The 24,334-nt window shown below is 61.5% G+C and carries 17 protein-coding genes and 1 riboswitch; of the genes, 11 read left to right on the forward strand and 6 right to left on the reverse strand.

Going from position 1 to position 24,334, the window contains the following annotated elements; genetic code table 11:
* Position 1 precedes the first annotated feature (1 nt).
* A complete protein-coding gene (locus K7B09_RS01630) occupies positions 2 to 1,888 on the forward strand; it encodes a M48 family metallopeptidase (RefSeq protein WP_223626076.1) in 1,887 nt (628 codons plus the stop codon).
* A gap of 21 nt (positions 1,889 to 1,909) precedes the next feature.
* On the opposite strand, the gene K7B09_RS01635 is transcribed toward K7B09_RS01630, so the two are convergent.
* Entirely contained in the window at positions 1,910 to 3,499 is a 1,590-nt protein-coding gene (locus K7B09_RS01635) for a GMC family oxidoreductase (protein ID WP_223626079.1), read from the reverse strand.
* A 123-nt stretch (positions 3,500 to 3,622) separates the two neighbouring features.
* On the opposite strand from K7B09_RS01635, the gene K7B09_RS01640 reads away from it, so the two are divergent.
* The gene (locus K7B09_RS01640; protein ID WP_223626081.1) at positions 3,623 to 4,960 is read left to right on the forward strand and encodes an NTP/NDP exchange transporter; all 1,338 of its coding nucleotides are present in this window, start codon (positions 3,623 to 3,625) and stop codon (positions 4,958 to 4,960) included.
* Between the two features lie 53 nt (positions 4,961 to 5,013).
* On the opposite strand, the gene K7B09_RS01645 is transcribed toward K7B09_RS01640, so the two are convergent.
* Entirely contained in the window at positions 5,014 to 7,488 is a 2,475-nt protein-coding gene (locus K7B09_RS01645) for an acyl-CoA dehydrogenase (protein WP_223626083.1), read from the reverse strand.
* Between the two features lie 167 nt (positions 7,489 to 7,655).
* On the opposite strand from K7B09_RS01645, the gene K7B09_RS01650 reads away from it, so the two are divergent.
* The 6 genes from K7B09_RS01650 (at position 7,656) to K7B09_RS01675 (ending at position 15,579) form a co-directional block, all read left to right on the forward strand.
* Positions 7,656 to 8,231: a TetR/AcrR family transcriptional regulator gene (locus K7B09_RS01650; protein ID WP_223626086.1), complete on the forward strand. Its 576-nt coding sequence runs from the start codon at positions 7,656 to 7,658 to the stop codon at positions 8,229 to 8,231.
* Between the two features lie 95 nt (positions 8,232 to 8,326).
* Positions 8,327 to 10,078, forward strand: a complete 1,752-nt coding sequence (locus tag K7B09_RS01655; RefSeq protein WP_223626088.1) for a phosphoenolpyruvate carboxykinase (GTP) — start codon at positions 8,327 to 8,329, stop codon at positions 10,076 to 10,078.
* A 265-nt stretch (positions 10,079 to 10,343) separates the two neighbouring features.
* Positions 10,344 to 13,442 carry a TonB-dependent receptor gene (locus tag K7B09_RS01660; RefSeq protein WP_223626090.1) on the forward strand — a complete coding sequence of 1,033 codons (3,099 nt, stop codon included), beginning with the start codon at positions 10,344 to 10,346 and terminating at the stop codon, positions 13,440 to 13,442.
* A 124-nt stretch (positions 13,443 to 13,566) separates the two neighbouring features.
* A complete protein-coding gene (locus K7B09_RS01665; RefSeq protein ID WP_374348092.1) occupies positions 13,567 to 14,142 on the forward strand; it encodes an RNA polymerase sigma factor in 576 nt (191 codons plus the stop codon).
* Positions 14,139 to 14,675: a hypothetical protein gene (locus tag K7B09_RS01670; RefSeq protein ID WP_223626094.1), complete on the forward strand. Its 537-nt coding sequence runs from the start codon at positions 14,139 to 14,141 to the stop codon at positions 14,673 to 14,675. The genes K7B09_RS01665 and K7B09_RS01670 overlap by 4 nt, the downstream gene beginning before the upstream one ends.
* A 13-nt stretch (positions 14,676 to 14,688) precedes the next feature.
* Entirely contained in the window at positions 14,689 to 15,579 is an 891-nt protein-coding gene (locus K7B09_RS01675; protein WP_223626096.1) for a DUF4097 family beta strand repeat-containing protein, read from the forward strand.
* Between the two features lie 106 nt (positions 15,580 to 15,685).
* On the opposite strand, the gene K7B09_RS01680 is transcribed toward K7B09_RS01675, so the two are convergent.
* Together K7B09_RS01680 and hslO are read right to left on the reverse strand one after the other, a co-directional pair.
* Complete coding sequence (locus K7B09_RS01680; RefSeq protein ID WP_223626099.1) at positions 15,686 to 16,552, reverse strand: XOO1806 family protein; 867 nt, start codon at positions 16,550 to 16,552, stop codon at positions 15,686 to 15,688.
* Positions 16,553 to 16,671: 119 nt separating this feature from the next.
* A complete protein-coding gene (gene hslO / locus K7B09_RS01685; RefSeq protein ID WP_317851744.1) occupies positions 16,672 to 17,571 on the reverse strand; it encodes an Hsp33 family molecular chaperone HslO in 900 nt (299 codons plus the stop codon).
* 146 nt (positions 17,572 to 17,717) lie between these two features.
* On the opposite strand from hslO, the gene mtgA reads away from it, so the two are divergent.
* Together mtgA and K7B09_RS01695 are read left to right on the forward strand one after the other, a co-directional pair.
* Positions 17,718 to 18,473, forward strand: coding sequence for a monofunctional biosynthetic peptidoglycan transglycosylase (gene mtgA, locus K7B09_RS01690; RefSeq protein ID WP_223626101.1), 756 nt, complete (start codon positions 17,718 to 17,720; stop codon positions 18,471 to 18,473).
* A 76-nt stretch (positions 18,474 to 18,549) separates the two neighbouring features.
* Complete coding sequence (locus K7B09_RS01695) at positions 18,550 to 18,978, forward strand: CBS domain-containing protein (RefSeq protein WP_223626103.1); 429 nt, start codon at positions 18,550 to 18,552, stop codon at positions 18,976 to 18,978.
* Positions 18,979 to 19,056: 78 nt separating this feature from the next.
* On the opposite strand, the gene K7B09_RS01700 is transcribed toward K7B09_RS01695, so the two are convergent.
* Positions 19,057 to 20,658 carry a peptide chain release factor 3 gene (locus K7B09_RS01700; RefSeq protein ID WP_223626105.1) on the reverse strand — a complete coding sequence of 534 codons (1,602 nt, stop codon included), beginning with the start codon at positions 20,656 to 20,658 and terminating at the stop codon, positions 19,057 to 19,059.
* A 55-nt stretch (positions 20,659 to 20,713) separates the two neighbouring features.
* Here K7B09_RS01700 and K7B09_RS01705 point away from each other — a divergent pair, with 55 nt between their 5' ends.
* On the forward strand, positions 20,714 to 23,137 hold the full coding sequence (locus K7B09_RS01705) for a serine/threonine-protein kinase (protein ID WP_223626108.1): 2,424 nt from the start codon (positions 20,714 to 20,716) through the stop codon (positions 23,135 to 23,137).
* Positions 23,138 to 23,151: 14 nt separating this feature from the next.
* On the opposite strand, the gene K7B09_RS01710 is transcribed toward K7B09_RS01705, so the two are convergent.
* Positions 23,152 to 23,970, reverse strand: a complete 819-nt coding sequence (locus K7B09_RS01710; RefSeq protein WP_223626110.1) for a M23 family metallopeptidase — start codon at positions 23,968 to 23,970, stop codon at positions 23,152 to 23,154.
* A gap of 103 nt (positions 23,971 to 24,073) precedes the next feature.
* Positions 24,074 to 24,195: riboswitch (SAM riboswitch) on the forward strand.
* Positions 24,196 to 24,334 lie beyond the last annotated feature (139 nt).

The raw sequence follows: 24,334 nt of genomic DNA on the forward strand, positions 1-24,334 counted from the left end.
CATGAATTTTTTCGAACACCAGGCAGCAGCGCGCCGGGATAGCACGCGGTTGATCGTCCTGTTGGTGCTGGCAGTGGCCTGCATCGTTGGTGCGGTGGATGCGGTGATGTGGGCGGTCACCCATTCGTGGCGGATGCTGGCCTTCACCAGCGGCGTCACCGTGGTCACGATTGTGTTTGGTTCGCTGTATCGCATCGCCAGCCTGAGTGGTGGTGGCGAAGCAGTGGCGCAGCAGATGGGTGGCAGTGGGGTGCCGCCCGACACCACCGACCCGGCGCTGCGGCGGTTGCGCAATGTGGTGGAAGAAATTTCGATTGCCTCCGGCGTGCCAGTACCCAAGCTCTACGTGCTGGAGAACGAAGCTGCCATCAATGCCTTTGCGGCGGGGTTCACGCCATCGGATGCGGTGGTGGCGGTGACCCGGGGCGCGCTGGACAGGCTCAATCGGGATGAGTTGCAGGGCGTGATCGCGCATGAGTTCAGTCATATTCTCAATGGCGACATGCGCTTGAACATCCGCTTGATCGGGGTGTTGTTCGGCATCCTGATGGTGGGCTTGATCGGGCGCAAAATTCTGGAATACGGCCGCTTCGGCAGTGGTCGCAATCGCAATGCCGGTGGCTTGTTGATTGCCGCCTTGATCGCGCTGGTGATTGGCTACGTGGGCCTGTTCTTCGGCCGCATGATCAAGGCCGGGATCAGCCGCACGCGCGAGCGGCTGGCCGACGCCAGCGCCGTGCAGTTCACCCGCCAAACCGCAGGGCTGGCCGGCGCGCTGAAAAAAATCGCCGGCCTGGAAGACGGCTCGCGCTTGCAGGATCGTGGCAATACCGAGGAAGTCAGCCACATGTTGTTTGGCGATGGGATTGGCTTTTCCGGCTTGTTTGCCACCCATCCGCCGTTGATGGAGCGTATCCGCGCGCTGGAGCCTAGCTTTGTGGATGCACGTCTGGCGCAACTGCAAGCGCAGTGGCGCGCAGCGCCCCCCGATGGCCTGCAGGAAGACCTCGCGCTGGGGTTGAGTGACACGGGTCATGCGCAGCTGCCGCACCCGGCAAGCAGCGTGCAAGTGGCCCCACTGCAAGTGTCGGCACAAGTGGCAACGCCGGCCACCGATGATTACCGACGCGCCAATGCGATTGCTGCCTCGATGCCCGAGGCGCTGCGTGATCTGGCGCGTGGCCGCGACACGGTGATGCCGCTCCTGCTGGCCATGTTGCTGGCCGAGGATGAACCCCTGCAGGCCGCGCAGCAGCAGATCATGCAGTCAGCGCTGGGTGGCGATGTTGCCGAACAGGCGCTGCGCATCCACCAGCAACTCACCGTGGATCTGCACCCGATGTTGCGCCTGCCGCTGGCGTCGCTGGCCTTCCCGGTGCTGCGCTTGCGCCCGCGCCCGCAGTTGAATGGGTTCTTGCAGACCGTGCAAGCAGTGATTCACGCCGATGCGCAGGTTTCACTGTTTGATTATTGCCTGGGCAAGCTGCTCGATGTGCAAGTACGCGAAGCTCTGGATCCGGCACGCTACGCCCGCTTTGGCCGCAGCAAGCCCGGCAATGTGCGTAATGAATTTGCCACCTTGCTGGCGGTGGTGGCGCACTACGGCAACAACGATGCGACAGCCGCCAAACGCGCTTATCTGGCCGGCTTGCAGCGCGTGTTGCCGCGTGACCACGTGCCGTACGCCCCACCCGCACAAGGCGTGCAGGCGTTGGAAGCCGTATGGGCACCGTTGGATGCACTGGATCCCTTGGCCAAGCAGGTGATGGTGGAAGCCATCACCGAGGCCATCAGCAGCGACGGCTGCGTCAACGTGGCCGAAGCCGAACTCGTGCGCACGATCTGCGGCGTGCTGCATTGCCCACTGCCGGTGATGTTGGGGGAGTGAACGTGGCGATCTTGGGCAGGTTCAGCCGGCCTTGATCAAATCCGCCGCGCGCTCCGCGATCATGATCGTCGGCGCGTTGGTGTTGCCGCTGGGCAGGCAGGGCATCACCGAGGCGTCCACTACGCGCAGGCCGTCCACGCCGCGCACGCGCAGTTGCGGATCCACCACGGCGGTTGCGTCATTGCCCATGCGACAGGTGCCAATCGGGTGGTACACGGTTTCGGCGCGCTGGCGCACGTAGTCGATGTAATCGGCTTCGCTGCGCGGAGGTTGGGCCGGGTAGATGGGCGCACCGCGATACGGGGTGAAGGCGCGTTGCGAAAGGATGTCCTGGCTGAGCTTGGCGCATTCCACCAACATTTTCAGGTCGAAGCCTTCGGGGTCGCCCAGGTAGTTGGGGTCGATGATCGGCGCATCTGCTGCGCGGTTGCTGGCCAGCCGCAGCGTGCCACGGCTGTGTGGCCGCAAGAAGCACGCATGCATGGTGTAGCCATCGCCGGGCAGGCGGTTGCGGCCGTGGTCGTCGATCATCGCCGGGATGAAATGCAACTGGATATCGCAGCGCTCATCACTGGCCAGCGATGAGCGGAAGAAGCCGGCACCCTCGGCCACATTGCTGGTGCCGGGGCCTTGATGGCCGCCCAGGAAATAGTGCAGCGCGGTTTTCACTTCGCTGATGCGGTCGTAGCTGATCGGCTTGCTGCAATGCTGCAGGGTGGTGACATCCAGATGGTCTTGCAGATTGGCGCCCACGCCGGGGGCATCCAGCACCACGTCAATCCCGAGCTTGCGCAGAGCATCGGCTGGGCCAATCCCCGAGAGCATCAACAGTTGCGGCGAATTGATCGCACCGCCACTCAAGATCACTTCGCGACTGGCGACAAAATGATGGCCTTGCCCATTGACGCTGCAGGTGATGCCGGTAGCGCGGCCGTGCTCGAAGGTGATTCGGCTGGCGGTGGCATGGGTGCGCAGGCTCAGGTTGGGGCGCGACTTGACCGGGTTGAGATAGGCCACCGCGGCCGAGCAGCGTGCGCCGTCGCGTTGGGTCACTTGATACAAGCCCACGCCGTCCTGGCGCGCACCGTTGAAGTCATCATTGAGGGTCAGCCCGGCTTGATGGCCGGCTTCGATGAACACCCGCGTCAACGGGTTGACGTGGCGCAGGTCGCTGACCGACAGCGGGCCATTGCCGCCATGCCAGGCGTCGCTACCACGGCTATTGCCTTCGGCACGTTTGAAGTAGGGCAACACATTGTCCCAGTGCCAGCCGTCGGCACCGCCTGCGGCCCAGCCGTCGTAGTCGCCCGCCACGCCACGGATGTAGCACATCGCATTGATCGAGCTGGAGCCGCCCAGCAGCTTGCCGCGTGGGCACCACAGCACGCGCCCACCCAACTGCGGCTGCGGGGTGGTGGTGTAGTTCCAGTTGATCGAGGTCAGCCCGGCGATTTTGGCCAGCCCGGCCGGCATGTGCACAAATGGGTGCCAGTCGCGGCCGCCGGCTTCCAGCAGCAGCACCTTGACGGTAGGGTCTTCGCTGAGGCGGTTGGCCAGCACGCAGCCGGCAGAACCGGCACCGATGATGATGTAGTCGTATGTGCTGTCCAACGGTCGCCGCCCTGATTGACTTCAAGCTTTGACGCTATGCGCCAGCGCTAGAGTAAATGCTCGGTGGCGTATTGCCGCGTCTGCGGGTACCGTTGCGCATCCACGCCTTATCCATCGGCCCGCATGACCGACACCGCTGTCGCTTCCAGCCGATTGGGCCACTTCAAGGCCGCACTGCGGCAATCACCGCCGCTGCTGTGGTCGTTTTTGTATTTCTTCTGCCTGTTGTGTGGCTATTACGTGCTGCGCCCGGTACGTGAAGCGATGGGCGCATCCAGCGACGTCAATGCCCTGTTTCCACCGGCGATGATTGGCTGGTTTGCCAGGCACGGCGTCGCACTCAAGGAATTGCAGCTGCAAGTGTTATTCACCTGCACCTTCCTGATCATGCTGGTATTGCAGCCGGTGTATGGCTGGGTGGTCAGCCGCTGGCCACGGCGGGTCTTCCTGCCGGCGGTGTACGGGTTTTTCATCGTCACCCTGCTGGGGTTTTATGCCCTGTTCGATAGTGGCGTTGCCGGGCGCGGGATGGCGTTCTTCCTGTGGATTACGGTGTTCAACCTGTTTGCGGTCGCGGTGTTCTGGAGCTTCATGGCCGATGTGTGGTCAGACACCGAAGCGCGCAGCTATTACGGTTATATCGGCGCGGCTGGCACCGTGGGCGCCATCCTCGGGCCAATCCTGACCCGCGCATTGGTGGAGCGCATCGGCATCGCGCATTTGATGCTGGTGTCGGCGGGATTTTTGGCGCTGTGCATTGGCTGCCTGCTGCGCTTGCGGCGTTATGCCGTGCAGCGGGAAACCCAGCGCAAATGGGTCAGTGGCGAAGTGCCGATGGGAGGCACGGTGTTTGCTGGCTTGAAGCTGGTGCTGCAAGAGCCGTTGCTGCGCTGGATGGCGGTGCTGTGCATCTTCGGGGTGGGCGTGGGCACCTTGTTGTACAACGAACAAGCCGCGATCGTGCGCCAGTTCTACCCGGATCCGAAAGCCGCCACCGCCTATTACGCCACGATTGATCTGGCGGTGAATATCCTGACCTTGCTGATCCAGCTCTTTGTGACGCGCCGCCTGCTGTCGCGGTTCGGGATTGCGCCGGCACTGTTGATTCCCGCCGGCGCGATTGTGCTTGGCTACGCCGCGTTGGCTGCGTCGCCATTACCGCTGCTAGTGGCGGTGGTGCAGGTGATCACCCGCAGTAGCGAGTTTTCCTTGAACAAACCCGCACGCGAAACCATCTACACCCGGGTCGCGCGCGAGTGGCGCTACAAGGCTGGTGCGGCGATTGACACCGTGATCTATCGCGGCGGTGACCTCACCTTCGTGTGGGTGCACAAGCTGCTGTCGGGCTTCGGTTCCACGGCGGTGTTTGGCGCGGGCACAGTGGTTGCGGCAGCGTTCGCGTTGGGCGCATGGAAAGTGGTGGGTGAGGCGAAGAAGCTGCCAGAAGCAAGAAGCCGCTAAGAGGATACAAAAACGGCGAGCCTAAGCCCGCCGTTGGTTGAACTCCGATGTCCTCATGCCACCGCGCGCGTACCAGGTTGCGCATGGCCATCGTAATAACTGGCTGCGCGTAATTCGTGCGCATCAAAATCATCCACGCTGATGGTGTCGATGGTCAGCTCACGCAGCTCTTCCAACTGCTTGCGTTCGTCCTGCGTGATCCAGCCTTCGCGCACGCCTTCGTCCAATTGCGAGGCAAAATCCAGCGCTTCGATATCCTTGGTTTTGAGCGCCTTCAAGAATTTGCGCTCCACCGGTTCGGCCAGGATGGCGCGGGTCAGATAGCTGTTGATGCGGCCGCCGGGGTTGTGTGCACCCGGGGTCAAAAACACCCCGTGAGCCAAGCGGTCGCGTGCCTCGTTCGGGTTCATCAGCAAGCTGGCTACACGATGCGACAGGCGGTCACCGGGTGCCACGGCGCGGCGGCCCCACGGGAAGACCACCGGCCACAACAACCAGCCCAGCGGTTTGATCGGGAAGTTGCGCAGCGCCTGCGACAGTGCCAATTCGATTTCATAGGCGCTGTTGTGGAAGGCCCATGCCAGCAATGGTTTGTCGGCCTCGGGGCAACCTTCGTCATGATGCCGCTTGAGCACCGCACCCATCATGTACAGATGGCTGAGCACATCACCCAAACGGCCCGACAGCGACTCCTTGAACTTCAGGCGTCCGCCCAGCGCACCCAGCGACACGTCGGTCAGCAGCGCCAGATTGGCAGCATAGCGGTTGAGTTTGCGGAAGAACTTCCTGGTGTAGGCATCACCTGCGGTGACCTGCAGGCGCGAACCGGTCAGGCCAAACCAGAACGAGCGCGTGGCATTGGACATCGCGCCGCCAATATGCGCATACAGCGCACCATCCAGCGCCTCCAGCCCGGCCTTGCCGTCCGGGTCTTGCGCGGCCTTCATTTCCTTGAGGATATAGGGGTGACACAGGATCGAGCCCTGCCCGAAGATCAGCAGGCTGCGGGTCATGATGTTGGCACCTTCCACCGTGATCGCAATCGGCGCGGCCTGCCATGAGCGCCCGGCAAAGTTGCGTGGGCCCAAGATGATGCCCTTGCCGCCGATCACGTCCATGATGTCCTTGGCGATGTCGCGGCCGGCATTGGTGCAGTGATATTTGGCAATCGCCGACGGCACCGACGGTACATCACCGCGATCCACCGCCGCCGCCGTGGCTTGCGACAACGCGCTGATCGCATAGGCCTTGCCGCCAATCCGTGCCAGTGCTTCTTCCACGCCTTCAAAGCGGCCTACCGATAGCCCGAACTGCTTGCGAATCCGCGCATACGCGCCGGTCACCACTGCGCCAGCTTTGGCACCGCCGCTGGCGGTGGAGGGCAGGGTGATCGAGCGCCCCACCGCCAGACATTCGTTGAGCATGTTCCAGCCTTTGCCGGCCATGTCCACGCCACCAATCAGCTGGCTCAAGGGAATGAACACCTCGCGGCCGTGGATCGGGCCATTCTGGAACGGCGAGTTCAGCGGGAAGTGGCGACGCCCCACTTCCACCCCGGGGGTTTCCCGCGGCAGCAGCGCCAAGGTGATGCCGATATCGCGGGTATCGCCCAGCAGTGCGTCCGGGTCATACATGCGGAACGCCAGCCCGATCAGGGTGGAGACCGGGGCCAGGGTGATATAGCGCTTGTCGAACGTGAGCTTGATGCCCAGCACATTGGCACCATTCCACTCGCCTTTGCAGACAATGCCGAAGTCCGGGATCGAAGTAGCATCGGAGCCGGCAAACGGCCCGGTCAGGCCAAAGCAGGGCACCTCGATGCCGCTGGCTAGGCGTGGCAGGTAATAGTCTTTCTGTTCCTGCGTGCCGTAATGGTTGATCAGCTCGCCCGGGCCCAGCGAATTGGGCACGCCCACGGTGGCACTGACCACACTGGAGATCGAGGCAAGCTTCTGGATCACCTTATGGTGCGCCAGCGCGGAAAACCCCAGCCCGCCGTATTGCTTGGGGATGATCATCCCGAAGAATTTGTGTTGCTTGATGAAATCCCACAGCGGCGGCGGCAGATCGGCATGCACATGGGTGATCTCCCAGTCATTGATTTGCTTGCACAACGCTTCCACCGGACCATCGAGAAAGGCTTGTTCCTCGGCGCTGAGCTGCGGCTTGGGGTAGGCCAACAGCTTGCTCCAATCGGGTTTGCCACTGAACAAATCACCCTCGAACCCCACCGAACCGGTTTCCAGTGCAATGCGCTCGGTCTGCGACAGGGGCGGCAGTGCTTTGCGCAAAAAGCCCAGCGCCGGGGCCGTGATCAGCGGCTTGCGGATGACTGGAATCAGCAGCAACACCGCCACCGCGGCAGTCAGGGCGGCCAGCGCAATGACCGTGGTGTGGTTGGCTCCCAGCAGGTGGCAGGCGACCAGCAAGCAGGCTGCAAGTGCAGCCCATACCGCCAGCCGCAGGCGGTGATAGGCGGCAAAGGCGCTGGCAACCAGCAGGGCGAGGATGGGCAGGAAGATGCTCATAACGGGGCTCTCTTGGCGCAGTCAATCGGAAGGGCAGAGGTTGCGATGGCATCCGGCAATCTCTACCATACGCCCTAGTATGGGCATTGCGCGTTAGCTGTCAACGCGCAAAAAAGAGTGAAAACTCAGCATACTGGTACCGACGCAGGCGTATGGAAGTATCACTGATGACTGAAACCGCACTTCGCAACAAGCGCTTGAGTGCCGACGATTGGACTCGAGAGGCGCTTGCGCAGATGGCCGAATTGGGGGTGGCTGCAGTGGCCGTTGAACCCATCGCGCGCCGATTGAAAGTCACCAAGGGCAGCTTCTACTGGCACTTCCCGTCACGCGATGCGCTATTGCAGGCAGCACTGGAGCGCTGGGAACGCGATGAACAAGCTGCCTACGGCGCACTGCAGTCGATCCAAGACCCTGGCGAGCGCTTGCGGGCACTGTTTCAATTGATCACCCAGCACAACAAAACCCACATCATCTACTCCGAACTGCTCAAGGGTGCCGAGCATCCCGCAGTGCAGACGGTATTGGAACATGTGCTGGAACGCCGCATCGGCTTTCTGTTTTCCTCCTTTCGGCAGGCCGGGCTCAATCAGAAAGATGCGCTGCATCGTGCGCGCATGACGTATGCCGTGTATGTCGGGTTCTTGCAGTTGGAACAGGCCAACATTCGCAACCGCAAACCAGTAGACGGCGCGGAGGGCTATATCTCGCACATGATGGCGACTTTGATTCCTTCCACCTGAAGCCACACCTTGCGCACCAAGGGCGCGCTCGGCATTTTTCTGCAAACGATTTCAATCCAATAAACGAGCCCGCAAAGGGCCGGGAACCTACGCCAATGACCAGCAAGCTTGAATCCCTGAACCAATGGGTGGCCGATGTCGCCCAGCTGACCCAGCCCGATGCCATCCACTGGTGCGATGGCAGCGATGCCGAAAGCGCCGCGCTCAAGGCACACATGCTGGCTGACGGTACCCTGATCGAACTCAATCAGCACACCCATCCGGGCAGCACCTTGCATCGCTCCCATCCCGACGATGTGGCGCGCGTGGAGCATCTCACCTTCGTCTGCACGCCCGAGCGCGAAGACGCCGGCCCCAACAATCATTGGATGGCCCCGAGTGAAGCGCACGCCAAGATCGATGCACTGTTTGACGGCTGCATGCGTGGCCGCACGCTGTATGTCATTCCCTATTGCATGGGCCCGATTGATTCGCCCTTGTCGCGCTGCGGTGTGGAAATCACCGATTCGCCCTACGTGGTGGCCAATATGCGGATCATGACCCGCATGGGCGCGCCGGCACTGGCGCGCATCGAGCGCGAAGGTCACTTCGTGAAGGGCTTGCATTCCACCGGCGAGCTGGACCCCAACCGCCGCTTCATCATGCACTTCCCGCAAGAGCTCACCATCAAGTCCTTCGGTTCCGGCTATGGCGGCAATGCGTTGCTGGGCAAGAAGTGCCACGCCCTGCGCATCGCCAGTCATCAGGCGCGTCAAGAAGGCTGGTTGGCCGAACACATGCTGATTCTTGGCATCGAAAACCCGCAAGGCGACACCCACTACATCGCCGCTGCGTTTCCATCGGCCTGTGGCAAGACCAATCTTGCGATGTTGATTCCGCCGGAAGGCTATTTAAAGGACGGCTGGAAAGTCTGGACCATTGGCGATGACATCTGCTGGATGCGCCCCGGCCCCGACGGCCGCCTGTATGCCATCAACCCCGAAGCCGGCTTCTTCGGTGTGGCCCCCGGTACCTCGAAAAAATCCAACCCCAACGCGCTGGCCTCGATCCAGTCCAACACCATCTTCACCAATGTCGGCGTGACGGCCGACAACCAGCCGTGGTGGGAAGGCATCGACAACGGGCAAGCCCCGATGACCGATTGGCAGGGCCAGCCGTATAACCCGGCGGTGCGTCCGGCCGCGCATCCCAATTCGCGCTTCACGGTCAGTGCCAAGCAATGCCCCAGCTATTCGGACATGGCCGAAGACCCGCACGGCGTGCCGATTTCCGCGATCGTGTTTGGCGGCCGCCGCGCCTCGCTGGTGCCGCTGGTGTTCGAGGCCCGCGACTGGACGCATGGCGTGCTGGTCGGTGCCGCGATGGGTTCGGAAACCACGGCGGCGGCTACCGGCGCGGTGGGCGTGATGCGGCGCGACCCGATGGCGATGAAGCCGTTCTGCGGCTACAACTTCGCCGACTACTTCGGTCACTGGCTATCGTTCGACCAGCCGGGCGCGCAGCTGCCCAAGGTCTTCCACGTCAACTGGTTCCGCAAGGGCGACGATGGCAAGTTCCTGTGGCCGGGCTTCGGCGACAACCTGCGCGTGCTGGAGTGGATGATCAATCGCGTCGATGGCAAGGTGGGTGTGCAAGCGACCCCGATTGGCAACCTCCCCATCGAGGCCGACCTCAACCTCGACGGCGTGACCCTCAGCGACGAAGCCCACGCCAAATTGTTCGGCATCGACCACGCCGGTTGGCAAGCCGAATTCGCCAGCATTGGTGATTACCTCGCCGAATACGGCCCGCGTCTGCCGCAGGCGCTGAAAGACGAACAGCAGCGGATTGCGCAGGCGTTGGGGTGACTTGCCCCGCAGCTGTGTTGCGTTCACCCAAGCCCCGGCGCGCAAGCCCGGGGCTTGGTATTTCTGGCGGGTAAGCGGCCTTGGCCCAGGCGGGGTTCCGCGGGGTGGTTGCGAGCGAAACTGAATACGCCTTTAGTCACATGAATGCGCACTGAGGGGCTTGTTAAAGAATTGTTGACTGGTCTATAGTCAGCGGGTCAGGCCCATTGAGGCCAGGCGACCTTGTACTTTTTTAGTCACTTCGTCCCAATGGGGGTTACACACAATGGCTTCTAATTACCTTGCCAAAGGCCTGAAGCGCAGCGCACTCACGATTGCGCTGGGTCTTTGCTTCGCCGGCGGCGTGCAGGCGCAGAGCACCAGTGGTGCCATTTCAGGCTCCGCTCCGGCTGGCTCCACCGTCACCATTTCCAATAACAGCGGTTTGAGTCGCACCATCACGGTTGATGCAAGCGGCCGCTTCAACGCGGGCAACCTGCCGGTTGGCAACTACACCGTAACCTCGGGCAGCAACAAGCGTGAAGCGCTTGTGACGGTCGGCGGTAACTCGTCGGTCTCGTTCGAAGGCGGCGAAAAAACGTTGGACACCGTGACCGTGACGGGTTCGTCCATTGCTGCAATCGACGTCACCGCAACCGATACCCGCTCGGTGTTGACCGCGCAACAGATCGAGCGTCTGCCGCTGGCACGTTCGGCTGAGTCCATCGCCCTGCTGGCCCCGGGTGCAGTGTCCGGTGCGGCTGGTTTCTTCGGTGGCCTCGTGTCGTTTGGCGGTGCCGGCGTTTCTGAAAACGCCTATTACGTCAACGGTTACTTCACCGGTGAGCCGCTGTCTAACCTGGGTGGTTTCTCGCTGCCGTTCGGCGCAGTCGAACAGCAGGAAACCTTCATTGGTGGCTATAGCGCCAAGTACGGTCGTTCCGATGGTGGTGTGATCAACCAGATTGGTAAGCGCGGCACCAATGAATGGCACTTCGGTGGTCAAGTGACCTACACCCCGAAGGGTCTGCGTGGTTATAACGATGATTTGTACCTGCCGAATGTGGACTTCTCGGGTGCCAACGCAAATACCGCATTGCCGCATACCTGCGGTGATTCCGGGACTGCTCTTTGCCAATACCAGTACGAGGATCCGACGAAGGCCGGGAAGTTGTATTCGCGTGGCGATCAATCGAATGCCTGGCGTCATTCCTACAACCTGTATGCAGGTGGCCCGATCGTGAAAGATCGGTTGTTCTTCTATGTCGCCGGTGAGTGGACAAAGAATGAATCCATCAGCTCGCCGAACGCACTTTCGGCAGCGTACAAGCCGGGCCATACCCGCCAGACCGCCAGCACCACGGATACGCCGAAGTTCTACGCCAAGTTGGATTGGAGCATTACCGACAATCACTTCCTGGAACTGACCTACCTGCAGCAGAAGACGGATACGACCGGCTACTTCAACGACTATGTGTTTGACACGGGCACTGCAGGGGACCGTATTCCCAACGCTGCGCCAGACAGCTCATGGCAGAAGAACCAGTACGCCATCTTGAAGTACACCGGCTATCTGACGGACTCGCTGACGCTGAGTGCAACGTATGGCCAGGGCAAGATGCAAACACTGAACCAGCCCTTCCTGATTCCCGGCATGGCGCTGATTGGCAGCGTGAACAATCAGAACCCGGCGGTTCCCGGGTATGTGACCGGTGGTGTGGGCAACCCGATTGCAGGTTATAACGGCCGTGACGCAGTCGATAAGACGCATGGCCTGCGTGCAGACTTGGAATGGGTGCTGGGCGCGCATACCTTGACCGCTGGTATCGACAATATCAAGTTCGAGGCCGAGAACGAAGGTACCACGCAGTTCATTGATCGCTTCATTTACGGTCGCAGCTCTGCTTCCAATATCGTCAGCGGCCATGTGGGCTCGGCGGTGTCGGTTTCCAATCCGAGGGGCTATTACGTTTACAAGTACTATCTGAACACGGCGACTGCGATGTCGTTGGATCAGAAGGCTTGGTACCTCGAAGATCGCTGGCAGATCGCCGACAACTTCCTGCTGTCGATCGGTGTGCGTAACGACCAGTTCACCAATGCCAACAACGTTGGTGCCAAGTATCTGGACGCCAAGAATCAATGGGCACCGCGTCTTGGCTTTGCCTGGGACGTCAATGGCGATGGTTCGCTGAAGCTGTTCGGCAATGCCGGTCGTTACTTCCTGGCGATGCCGAATAACGTCGCTATCCGTGGTGCATCGGCGTCCACGTTTACCCGTGACTACTACACCTATACCGGTATCGACGCCAATGGTGCGCCGACAGGCTTGACCCCGATTCCGCGTGTGGACGGCGGTACGGGCCCGTACTCCGCGAATGGTGAATACGGCCAGCCGGTTGATGTGCTGAGTTTCGCGCCGAAGGATCTCAAGAACATGTATCAGGATGAATACCTGATCGGCATGGAAAAGATGCTGACGCCGAAGTGGATGTTGGGCATGAAGCTGACCCGCCGTAGCCTGAAGTCGGCGATGGATGATATTTGTGACCCGGGCCGCATGGAAGCCAAGTTGGAGTCCATCCAGGCAGGGCTTTCGAGCAAGGTCGTGGTTCCGGGTTGCTTCATGTTCAATCCGGGTGGCACCAATACCTTCAGCTTGGCTAATGTGACTGGTGGTGGGCGCACCGAAGTGGTCATGACGGCTGCCGATTGGGGCTTTACCGACAGCATGAAGCGTAACTACTCCGGTCTGGATCTGTATCTGGAGCATCCGTTTGATGGCAAGTGGGAACTGCGCGTCGATTACACGCTCAGCAAGAGCTCCGGCAACATGGAAGGTCAGGTGAAGTCCGAGTTTGGTCAGGACAACATCTCCAAAACCCAGGACTGGGATGCTGCCGAGATCATGGCCTACGCAAATGGCTACTTGGCAAACGATCGTCGCCATCAGTTGAAGGTACGCGGCAGCTACCAGATCACCGACGAACTGTCGGTGGGTGCCAACTTCCGGATCAACTCGGGCTCACCGTTCAGCTGCTTGGGTTACTTCAACCCGGATAACCGCGATGAAAATGGCGGTTCGGCTGACCCGATCGGTTACGGCGCCAGCTATCACACCTGCTTTGGTCAAGTGGCAACACCTGGCTCCAAGCGCAACCCGTGGACCCGTACACTGGATCTGGGCTTGTCCTACGCGCCCAACTTCCTTGATAAGAAGTTGAAGCTGGGTATGCAGGTTCTCAATGTGTTCAATGCCAACGGTGTGCTGCAGGCGGGCGTGACGTCGGAAACCAACCCGTACACCGTCTCGAACACCTTCATGTTGCCGCAGGGTCGTCAGACTCCTCGGACCGTGGTGTTCACGGCTTCGTACGACTGGTAAGTGCTGAAACCCGGAGTGATCACTGGATCACTCCGCAGTTGCAGTAAATTGAGCCGGCCCTTGCAAGAGGGCCGGTTTTTTTTGTGGTTTAAACCCATCGAGGCTTACAGGCATCCCACTCACCATGCTGATGCAGATACACCCGATGCACCCCATGCCCGATGCCGTGATCGACGAAGACGCGGTGCTGGTGCGGCGTGCGGCGAGTGCGGATGTGGCGGCGTTCGAGCAGCTCTATCGACGCCACCATCGGCGTGTGTATGCGGTGATCGTGCGCTTGGTGGGGCAGGCGGGTGCGCGGGCGGAGGACTTGACGCAAGAGGCCTTCGTGCGGGCATGGCAGGCGCTTCCGGCATTTCGCTTTGAGAGCACGGTCGCCACATGGTTGCACCGTCTTGCAGTGACCACCGCGTTGATGGAGCTGCGTGCACGCCGTAGCCGACCGTGGCAGGACGACGATACGGAGCTGGAGCAGGTCGCCGCCACCGATATGGTAGGCCGTGCCATGTTGGGGCGCGACTTGGAGCAGGCGGTGGCAAGCTTGCCACCGCGCGCGCGCGCGGTGCTGGTGTTGCATGACGTGGAAGGTTGGACGCACGAGGAAATTGCCACTGAGTTAGGTATGGCGGTGGGTAGTTCGAAGGCGCAGCTGCATCGTGCGCGTGGGCTGCTGCGGGAGCGATTGGGAGCAATGGCATGAACGACATCAACGATTGCACGCACATGGGGGATGCCCAGTTGCAGCTTGCATTGCGCGGCCTGCGCCGTGACATCGAGCCCGCTCGGGATGTATGGCCGGGTATTGCGGCCAGGCTATCGCCACAATTTCCGCATGTGCCAGTTCAATCATCGGGCGCATCGGCGAAAGTCACCCCGATCTGGCCGTGGGCATTGGCGGCGTCATTGCTGTTGGCCCTTGGGGTGTTTGTGCAACCAGGCCCGCAGGCGGCGCGCCCGCTGGCGGTTGCTGATACGTCCAGCAATCCATCCAATACGGCTGAATTGCCTGTGCAAGCGCAAGTAATGGGGTTGCACTATCAGGCGGCCTTGCGCGAATTGAACACCACTGGCTTGCCGGCAAGTTGGCAGCCGGGCCTGCAGGCGCTCGACCATAGCGCTGCACAGATCCAGGCAGCGCTACGCAAAAATCCCGATTCGCCTTGGCTGATGGGGCAGTTGCGGCAAATCTATCTTCGCAAGATCGCGCTGTCGCGGCGCGCATTGTTGGCTTGAAAGGAGTAACTCCATGCAACTGCAAATCAAATTACTGTCCATGTTGTTGCTGGCTGCAGTTGCGCAGCCGGCCATCGCGGCCACCCCGATCAACCAAACCCGCCCGCTGGATCCGCGTGGTCGGGTTGAAGTTGACAATGTGAAAGGTCGCGTCGAAGTGGTGGCGTGGAACCGGCCGGAGGTGCAGCTTTCCGGCAGTCTGGGCAGTGGCGTTGAAAAGCTGTCGGTGGAAGGTGATAGCAAGGTGTTGCGCATCAAAGTGCACTACCCCGCACGCGGACGCAACGCCGAACCCAGCCGGTTGGTGTTGCAAGTGCCGCTGCTGGCGGATCTGGAAGTGGATACGGTGTCTGCTGATATTTCGGTGAGTGGTGTTGCCTCGCGTGAGCTTGAGTTGCAGTCGGTCAGTGGCGGCATCGCCGCAAACGGCGCACCCGGCCGCGGCAAGATCAGTACCGTGAGCGGTGATATCCAGTTGGCGATGAACACCCCTCGACTGCGGGTGGAAACAGTGAGTGGGAAAGTGGTCACCCAAGGCCGGTTGAATGGTGAAATCGCATTGGAAAGCGTGTCCGGGGACGTGCGCTTGAACACTCTGGGCGAGCGGGTGCGCAAATTGTCGACCAACACCGTGTCTGGTGACATGGTGCTAGAGTTGGCGCTGGCAGAAGACGGTGAAATCCGGATGGAAAGTGTAAGTGGCGATCTTCGCCTGCAGCTGCCGGCAGACTTGTCAGCGCAAGTGTCGGGTGAAAGCTTCAGTGGTGACCTAAGTGCGCCGGGCGCGAAAATCCGCAAGGAAGAATTCGGCCCTGGATCCAGCTTTCGGGTGCGTTATGGTGCGGGCAAAGGCGATATCCGGATGCAGACGTTTTCCGGTGATGCGCGGTTGACCTTGCCCTGATGGCGTGCTGACAGGCGTTTCAATCAGAGCAACCAAAGGGCCGCATCTGCAATGCGGCCTTTCGTTTGGTTGGATGTGATGGATCAGCGCGCGGCGCTGGCGCGAATCAAAGATCCTGCTGGTAGCGCACATAAGGGACGGTGCCCTCGTCGTTCTCTGCGCCTTTCAGTGAGAATGGGTTTCTGCCACGGGTGACCACATTATCGGCGCCCACGCTGAGTTGACCATTCCACGGGGTGCGCCAGGTCAGGCCCAGCCCCAGGCCTTTCCACACCGCACTTTCGCCAGGCACATTGACTACGCGGCCGACGATATTGGCACCGAAGTTGCCATAACCGCCGCCAAAACTCAGGCTGCGAGTGTTCCACTGGTCGGCGATCTGCGGAACGTCTGCTGCCGGCACCAAGCGTGCGCGGGCCACGGTACCGCCGACACTGACGAAGCCTTCGCCGCCCACGTTCTTTTCTGCGAACAGCGAAAAATCATTTTGCGTGTAGCGTGCACCGCCCAGTTGGCCGGGGGCCAGCCATGCCGGCAATACATCACGCCCTTTGCCTGCGGTGATGCCGATTTTGCCGCCATCACGCGACAGTGCCATGCCGGCACTGGCATGCCGGCTGATGTTGCCAGGCTTGTCTTCCAATGATGCCAACACGCAGTTGCTGGCCAGTTGGCCGATGGCAGGTGCCATGCCACTGCGCCGATCACATAGCAATGCGAGTGAATCGCCCGACTGCAGGCCGTAGGTGGCTTCCAGTGTGGTGTTGCCGAACCGCCAACGCGCCCCTGTACCGCTGGCAGTGGTCGCGGGTTCCAACATCAGCACGGCTTCCAGCTTGCCGCTGTCCTTGTTCAACACCGGCACCATCTTGGGGTCGCTGCGTTTGCCGGCTTTTGTCTGCGCGTGTGCGTTGCCGCTGGCAAAGGCCAGGGCAAAGACGGCAGCAGCAATGGGTAGCAGGCGCAGCTTCATGGACGAGGTTCGACCAAATGGAATCAAAAGAGTTCCCGCATCTGCGGGGTATTCAGCTTAACAAATTTATGTTTATTTAACAATACGGCGAAAGCAGGGGTCAGGCCGGGCCTTGAAGGTCACTGTACGCCAGCTGCGGCGGAATGTGCACTGTCTGCAAGGGCGAACAGGCGGGAGATTTGCACCGCATCGAAGTGGTGGGCTTGCCCGCAAAATTCGCATTGCACATGGGCCTGCCCGTGACCTGCCGCCACCGCGGCATCGGCTTCCTCGCGGCCCAGTGAGACCAGCATGGCCTCCACCCGCTCACGCGAGCAGGAGCAGGCAAACGTCAGTGCCTGCTCGCCCAGCAGTTGTGGGCTTTCTTCGTGGAACAGGCGATGGATGACTTCGGCCGGCGGCAGCGCCAACAATTCCTCGCGGCCCAGCGTGTCAAACAGCGCACTGGCACGACGAAAGCCGTCTTCATCGACTTCCTCGCCGGGCAGTTTCTGCAACAGCAGGCCGGCTGCACGCTGGCCATCGCAGGCCAGCAGCAGGCGGCTGAGGAGCTGTTCGGATTGCTCGAAATAGGCTTCGAAGGCTTGATCCAGGGCGGCTGAATCCAGTGCCACCAGACCTTGATAGCGCATCGGGTCGGCATTGCCCAGCGACGGATTTTCAATCGTGATGGCCAGTACGGCATCCTTGCCCAGATCGCGCAAATCACGTGTGGGCTCGCCGGCATCGTCGCGCAACCGCACGATGCCGCGCAGGGTGCCAGTCGCGGTGCATTCGGCAAACAGGGTGCTGATGGGGCCTTGGCTGCGCAATTGCACCGACAAACGGCCGGCTACCTTGGTATGGCCGGTGAACAGAGCCACCGCCGCGGTGGCTTCGCCCAGCAGTTGTGCCGCAGTGTCCGGGTAGGCGGCGCGTTCGGCAATGGTCTGCCAGCTGGCATCCAGATGTACGGCCACCCCGCGCACGCCGGCGGCAGGCAGCAAAAAACGCAATTGGGTATCGTGAACTTGGGGCATGGGGGTTACCGTGAAATGAGGGTGTGCGCAGATAATGTGCGGCAGGACTGCGGCAAAGCATGCCGGGCAACATCTGGCAGCAACCGGGGAGGACGAATGCAGAAGGTAAATGGGGTGCCATCACCACAATCGCAAGGTGAGCGCGCATGAGCGCAGGCCAGTGGCGTGGCCGCCTGCGCGGCTGGTGGTGGAAACTGCCGTTGCTGTTTGTCGTATTCAGTGTGTTGCAAGTGCTGACGTTGCGCTTTGTGGATCCCATTGGCTCGCCGTTCATGCTGGCGCGCTGGGTGGATGCGGCACTGGCCGGTAACCCCGGGTTTCGCATCCACTACGACTTCCGCAGCTTGCGCAGCATCTCTGCCAACCTGCCATTGGCGGTGGTGGCATCGGAAGACCAGAATTTTGCCACCCATCATGGGTTTGATTTCAACGCCATCGAAAAAGCGCAGGCGCACAACGAGAAAATGATTGCGCGTGCGGAACAGCGCGGCACGCCGGTCAAGCGCTTGCGTGGGGCCAGCACCATCAGCCAGCAGACCGCCAAAAACCTGTTTTTGTGGCAAGGCACCGGGCCTACGCGCTGGCTGCGCAAGGGGCTGGAGGTTTGGTACACGGCATTGATCGAGACCCTGTGGCCGAAGCGGCGCATTCTGGAGATGTATGTGAATGTCGCTGAATTTGGCGATGGCGTGTACGGCGCGCAGGCGGCGGCACGGCGATTCTTCGGCAAGGATGCGTCTGCCCTGAGTGTTGCCGAAGCGGCGCGACTGGCGGCGGTGTTGCCCAGCCCGAAACGCTATAGCGCGACCCGCCCCGGTGCCTATGTGCAGCGGCGTGCGCAGGCGATCCAGCGGCAGATGGGTGCGGTTGGCGGCGCGGCGTATTTGCAGGTGCTGGAATGAGTGATATGGCTTGGTGCAGTGGAGTCAAATCGGAAGTATGCTCAGGCCAGCATGACCAATCACAGAGGAGACTGCCATGCGCACGGTACGCCAGCTTCTGGATACGAAATCGGCTGAGATCATTGCGATCGGGCCGGATGCACCGGTGTATGACGCCATCCGCCTGATGGGGGAACGCGGTGTGGGCGCGCTGCTGGTGATGGAAGGGCCGAAGTTGGTGGGCATCCTGTCCGAGCGTGATTACGCCCGCAAGATCGTGTTGAAGGGACGTTCTTCGCGGGATACCCCGATCCGCGACATCATGACCGCGGATGTCAAAACGGTGGCCCCCGGCGACAGCACCGAGCACTGCATGCAATTGGTGACCGACAGCCGCATCCGGCATTTGCCGGTGTTGGAGGGACAACAGGTGATCGGTGTATTGTCGATTGGCGATCTGGTCAAGGCGGTGATCGAAATGCAGCGGCAGGATATCGACCAGTTGCAGCGCTATATCGCCTCGTAAACGACTGCAAACGCGCACTCGCTTCGCCACGCACCCGCCTCCGGCACACTCTCGCCGTTGGCAGGGCAAGGGCAAGGCTTACTCCGCCAATGCGTGTGCATGCTCACGCGTGGCCAGGAACTCCACCGCCGGGGCGCGTTCTTGCGCCAGTTGCAGGTTGACGCGGGTGGGTGCCAGATACACCAGCGCGCCGGAGGCATCTACCGACAGGTTCAGCGCATTCTTCTCGCGGAACTCTTCCAGTTTTTTCGCATCGTCGCAGCGGATCCAGCGGGCGGTGGCCACTTGCACCGGCTCGAAGCTGGCTTCCACGCCGTATTCGTCCTTCAGCCGATAGGCGGCCACGTCGAACTGCAACACGCCCACCGCGCCCAGAATCAGGTCATTGCTCATCATCGGTTTGAAGAACTGGGTGGCGCCTTCTTCGGACAACTGCGCCAAGCCTTTTTGCAATTGCTTGAGTTTGAGCGGATCACGCAGACGTGCGCGGCGGAACAGCTCCGGTGCGAAACTGGGGATGCCGGTGAAACTCAGTACTTCGCCTTCGCTGAAGGTATCGCCAATCGAGATGGTGCCGTGGTTGTGGATGCCGATCACGTCACCGGGAAAGGCGCTCTCGGCAATTTCACGATCCGAGGCCATGAAGGTCAGCGCATTGGCCAGCTTGACCTCCTTGCCGGTGCGGACATGGAAGGTTTTCATGCCAGCGCTGAACTTGCCCGAGCACACCCGCATGAAGGCCACCCGGTCGCGGTGCATCGGATCCATATTGGCCTGGATCTTGAACACGAAGCCGGTCAGCTTGTTTTCGCTCGCGGCCACGTCGCGCGTGGTGGTGGCGCGCGCGCGCGGCGCCGGTGCGTGCTCGACGAAGAAGTCCAGCAGCGGCTGCACGCCGAAGTTGTTGACGCCCGAGCCGAAGAACACCGGCGACTGCTTGCCGGCCAGGTAGGCGGTCTGGTCGAACGGGTGCGACGCGCCCTGCACCAGTTCCAGCTGGTCGCGCACTTCGGCCAGCAGCTGCGGGCCGATGGCCGCGGCCACGCCCGGATCCTCCAGCGACGGGAAGATGGTGGAATCCTGGCGGGTGAAATTGCGGCCCGGTTCGTACAGATGCACTTCGCCACTGACCAGATGCACCACGCCCTTCAGGCGCTGGCCCATACCAATCGGCCACGTCACCGGCGCACACTGGATGCCCAGTACGGATTCGATTTCGTCCAGCAAATCAATCGGGTCCTTGCCCTCGCGGTCGAGCTTGTTGACGAAGGTCATGATCGGGGTGTCGCGCAGGCGGCAGACTTCCATCAACTTGATGGTGCGTTCTTCCACGCCCTTGGCGACGTCGATCACCATCAGCGCCGAATCCACTGCGGTGAGCACGCGATAGGTGTCCTCGCCGAAGTCGGCGTGGCCGGGGGTGTCCAGCAGGTTGACGATGCGGCCCTCGTAGGGGAACTGCATCACCGAACTGGTGACCGAAATCCCACGCTCCTTCTCCAGTGCCATCCAGTCGGATGTCGCGTGGCGGGCGGCCTTGCGGCCCTTCACCGAACCGGCCATCTGGATGGCGCCACCGAACAGGAGGAGCTTCTCCGTGAGCGTGGTCTTGCCGGCGTCCGGGTGGGAGATGATGGCGAAAGTGCGGCGGCGCGCAGCTTCTGAGGCGACTTCTGACATTGCGCAATTATACCGGCGCGGGCAGGATGGCCGCAGCCTGACAGAATAGCGCCGGATGGACGAGCACCCGACCCACGCACTGGACGAAGACCAGCAAATTGCCGCCAGCCTGCCTGCCGTCATTGGCCCGTACCGCATTCTGGGGGTGTTGGGTGAAGGCGCGATGGGGCGCGTGTATCTGGCGCGTGAAACCCATCCGCCGCGCGAAGTGGCCTTGAAAGTCATGCGCGGGCTGTCACGTACGGCCTGGGAGCGCTTTCATCGCGAAATTGATTTGTTGGGGCAACTTGAACACCCCGGCATCGTGCGGTTGTACGCCGCGGGCGAGGATGTGGTGGGCGGCCTGGTCGCGCCGTGGTTTGCGCTGGAAGTGGTGCGCGGCCCCGATTTGCATGGCTATTTGCAGCGCGATCAGCCCGATCTGCGCGCCCGCATCACATTGCTTGCCAAATTGGCGCGGGCGGTCGATTACGCGCATCGACGCGGGATCGTGCATCGCGATCTCAAGCCTTCCAATGTGCTGGTCGATGAGCACGGCCAACCGAAAATCCTGGACTTCGGCATCGCCCGTTTGCATGGTGATGAGGGTGGCCAGATGACCCAAGCCGGACAGGTAATGGGCACCTTGCCGTACATGAGTCCGGAGCAGTTGGCGGGCAACACCCGCGATGTGGATGCGCGCAGCGATGTGTATGCGCTAGGTGCGATCGGCTATGAATTGTTGTCCGGGCAGTTGCCGCACCCGCGCTTGTCCACATCCACGCTGTTCGAAGCCCTGGACATCGTGCGGCGTGGCAACCCGGAACCGTTGGAGCGAGTCAATAAACAAGCGCGTGGCGATATCAATCTGGTGGTGATGAAGGCGCTGGCGGGTGAGCCGGCCCAGCGTTATGACAGCGCCGCAGGATTCGCTGAAGATTTGGAAGCGATACTGGAGTCGCGCCCGATCCGCGCGCGTGCACCCAGTTGGACGTATCGCAGCGGGCGTTTCATTCGCCGTAATCGCACGTTGAGTGCGGCAGTGGCCGTGGTCTTCGTGGCGCTGGTGACAGCCACCATCATCAGCAGCTTGGCAGCGCAGCGTGCGCGAGTGGCGTTGGCGCAGGCGCAGGCGCGGGCAAACGAGCTGAGTGCCGTCAACGGCTTTATGGAGCGCATGTTGACGGCGGCCGATCCCGAGCAAGCGCAAGGTCGCGATTTGCGCGTGCGCGACATTCTGGATGTGGCGGCGGCCGATCTGGACGGCGCGCAGCTACCGGCCAGCGCCGTAGCCAGACTGCAACAAATCCTGGGTGTGACGTGGCTGGGCTTGGGCGATGGCACACGCGCCGGTGCGGTGTTTACGGCGGCTCTGGCGCATGCTGATTTGCCGGCAGCACAGCGCGATGAATTGCTGCTGGGGCGCGCGCGAAGCGCGATTATTGCTGGCGACTACGCCAGTGGCGAGCAGCAGCTTGGGCAATTGCGGACGCGTCGCGCCACACTGGCACCGGCACTGCAAATTGCGATGGACGAATCCGCCGCCGAATTGCTGCGCGAAAGTGGCAAGCAAAAGCAGGCCATTGCGGTGCTGCGCCAATTGCTGCCACAAGCGCGCCAACAGCTGGGTGCCAATTCACAGCGCAGTCTGGGTCTGCAATTGCAATTGTCATCGGCACTGCAACTGGATGGCGACTATGCCGGCGCGCTGGAGGTCATCCGCGACGCCGCCGCCCGCCATGAACGCGTGCTGGGTGCCAAGCATCCGCAAACCTTGTATGCATGGAACCAGCTGGGCATCGTGGAAAACAAAGTGGGCCATGCCGATGCCGCCGAGGCGGCGTTTCGGCGTGCTGCACAAGGCAGGCTGGCGGTGCTGGGCGAGAGTCATCCGGCAACGGTCATGAGTCAGTTCAATTTGGGCTCCTTCTTGATCGAGCACGGCAATGCCAAAGACGGTGCGCCGATGGTGCAACGGGCCAGTACCTGGTTTGATGCCAATCGCCCCGACGGCGATAGCAAGGCGCTGGTGGCGCGCAGTGTGTTGGCGTATGCGCTGGAAGACTTGGGTGATCTGGATGGCGCTGAACGTCTGCTGCGCGGCTTGCTGGGTACCCAGGAACGCCTGGGTGGGCCAGGTGCGCCGGACACCTATGCGCCGCGCAATAATTTGGGCATGTTGTTGATGAAGCGTGGCCGCTACGCCGATGCGCTGGCCGAGTTCGATACGTTGTCGCAGCAAGTTCGACAACGGCTGGGTGCCGAGCATCCGTTTGCCGCTATCTTTGCCAGCAATCGCGGTGAATGTTTGGCCAAGCTGGGGCGTTTGGACGATGCGCGCCGCGTGCTGGAAGACAGCCACGCCCGGTTGTTGAAACGCTTTGGTGCCGAGCACGCGCGTACTCGCACCGCCGCGCAGCGCTTGGCCGAGGTGTATGCACGGCTGGGGATGAGCGCGCAAGCGCAGGCCTTGCAGATGCCGGCATCGAAAACAGACTAGGCGTTACGGCATTTTCAGGGCTGCTTGGCCAGGCGAAACGGAATGGAGGTCAGCTGCATGCTGCGGTTGACCTGCACCGCAAAATGCAAGTGCGGTGCGGTGCTGTAGCCGGTATTGCCGGATAGGCCAATGCGCTGACCTGTTTCGACATGTTGGCCTTGGTGTACCAGTGCGCCGTTTTCGGCCAGATGCGCATACAGTGCCATGCTGCCGTCGACATGCAGGATACGGATGAAGTTGGCGCGGCCGGCATCGTGCGCATAGTCCAATCCATGGCCGTGAAACTGCACTTGGACTTGCATCACCACGCCTTCGCGTGCGGCCAAGACCGGTGTGCCGACCGGCACGGCAAAATCCAGTGCATAGCGGTTTTCGAGATCCTGATGGCTGAACTCGCCTTCAAACCCCTGCTCGATCGGTGCATCGGTTTGCGCCAACGGGCGCAAATACAGCACATCCTGTGGGCGTGCATTGGAGCTGCCGGGGGTGGCCGTCAGGCGCAGCGCCAGCTTGCCGCTGCGGCCTGCAGGTGTGCTCAGTGCGGCCAATAGGCTACTGCCTTGCGCAGCCACGCTGGCGCGCGCTGGCAAGCCGGGTTGACTGACCGGCGCGGGGTTGGCCAGCGACTCCAGGCGGACTTCAATCGGCCCGTCCAAGCGGTTATCGGCCCATGCCAGATAACCGCCCGAGGTGGCTTCCAGCCGCAGTGTGGCAAGCGCATCCACCTGCTCCTGGCGGGTACTGGTCACCGCAGAGCTGGGTTGTGTGGCGGTAGCCATGCTGGCCGCAAGCGCACACAAGCAGGCCAGTGGGTGAGTGAGGAAGCCACGCATCGGTGCAGTATGCCGAACCTTGTAGGCATGATGTTTGGTTATTTAAATCGCTTCATCCGAATAGAGCGATTGACATGACCCATTGGAATGCCCACACTGCGCGTATCCATCGAGACCGGCGGAGGGACAGGCCCTTTGATGCCGGGGCAACCAGACGGCGTGCGCAAGCACGTTGGCGAGGTGCCAAATCCTGCGGGGACCTGAGCGTCTGCCGGAAGATGGTTGCGCAGCCGAATCGGCTGCGTAACACCAACCCTGTTGGCCTTCCCGCACTCCCTGCATGACTTCGATGGCGACCTTTTTGCCGGAGTCTTGCCGTGAACCTTGCCGAATGTAGTCTTCCCGTCAGTTCCGCTCCGCGGAC

This window comes from Thermomonas beijingensis, assembly GCF_020034655.1.
Lineage (GTDB): Bacteria > Pseudomonadota > Gammaproteobacteria > Xanthomonadales > Xanthomonadaceae > Thermomonas > Thermomonas beijingensis.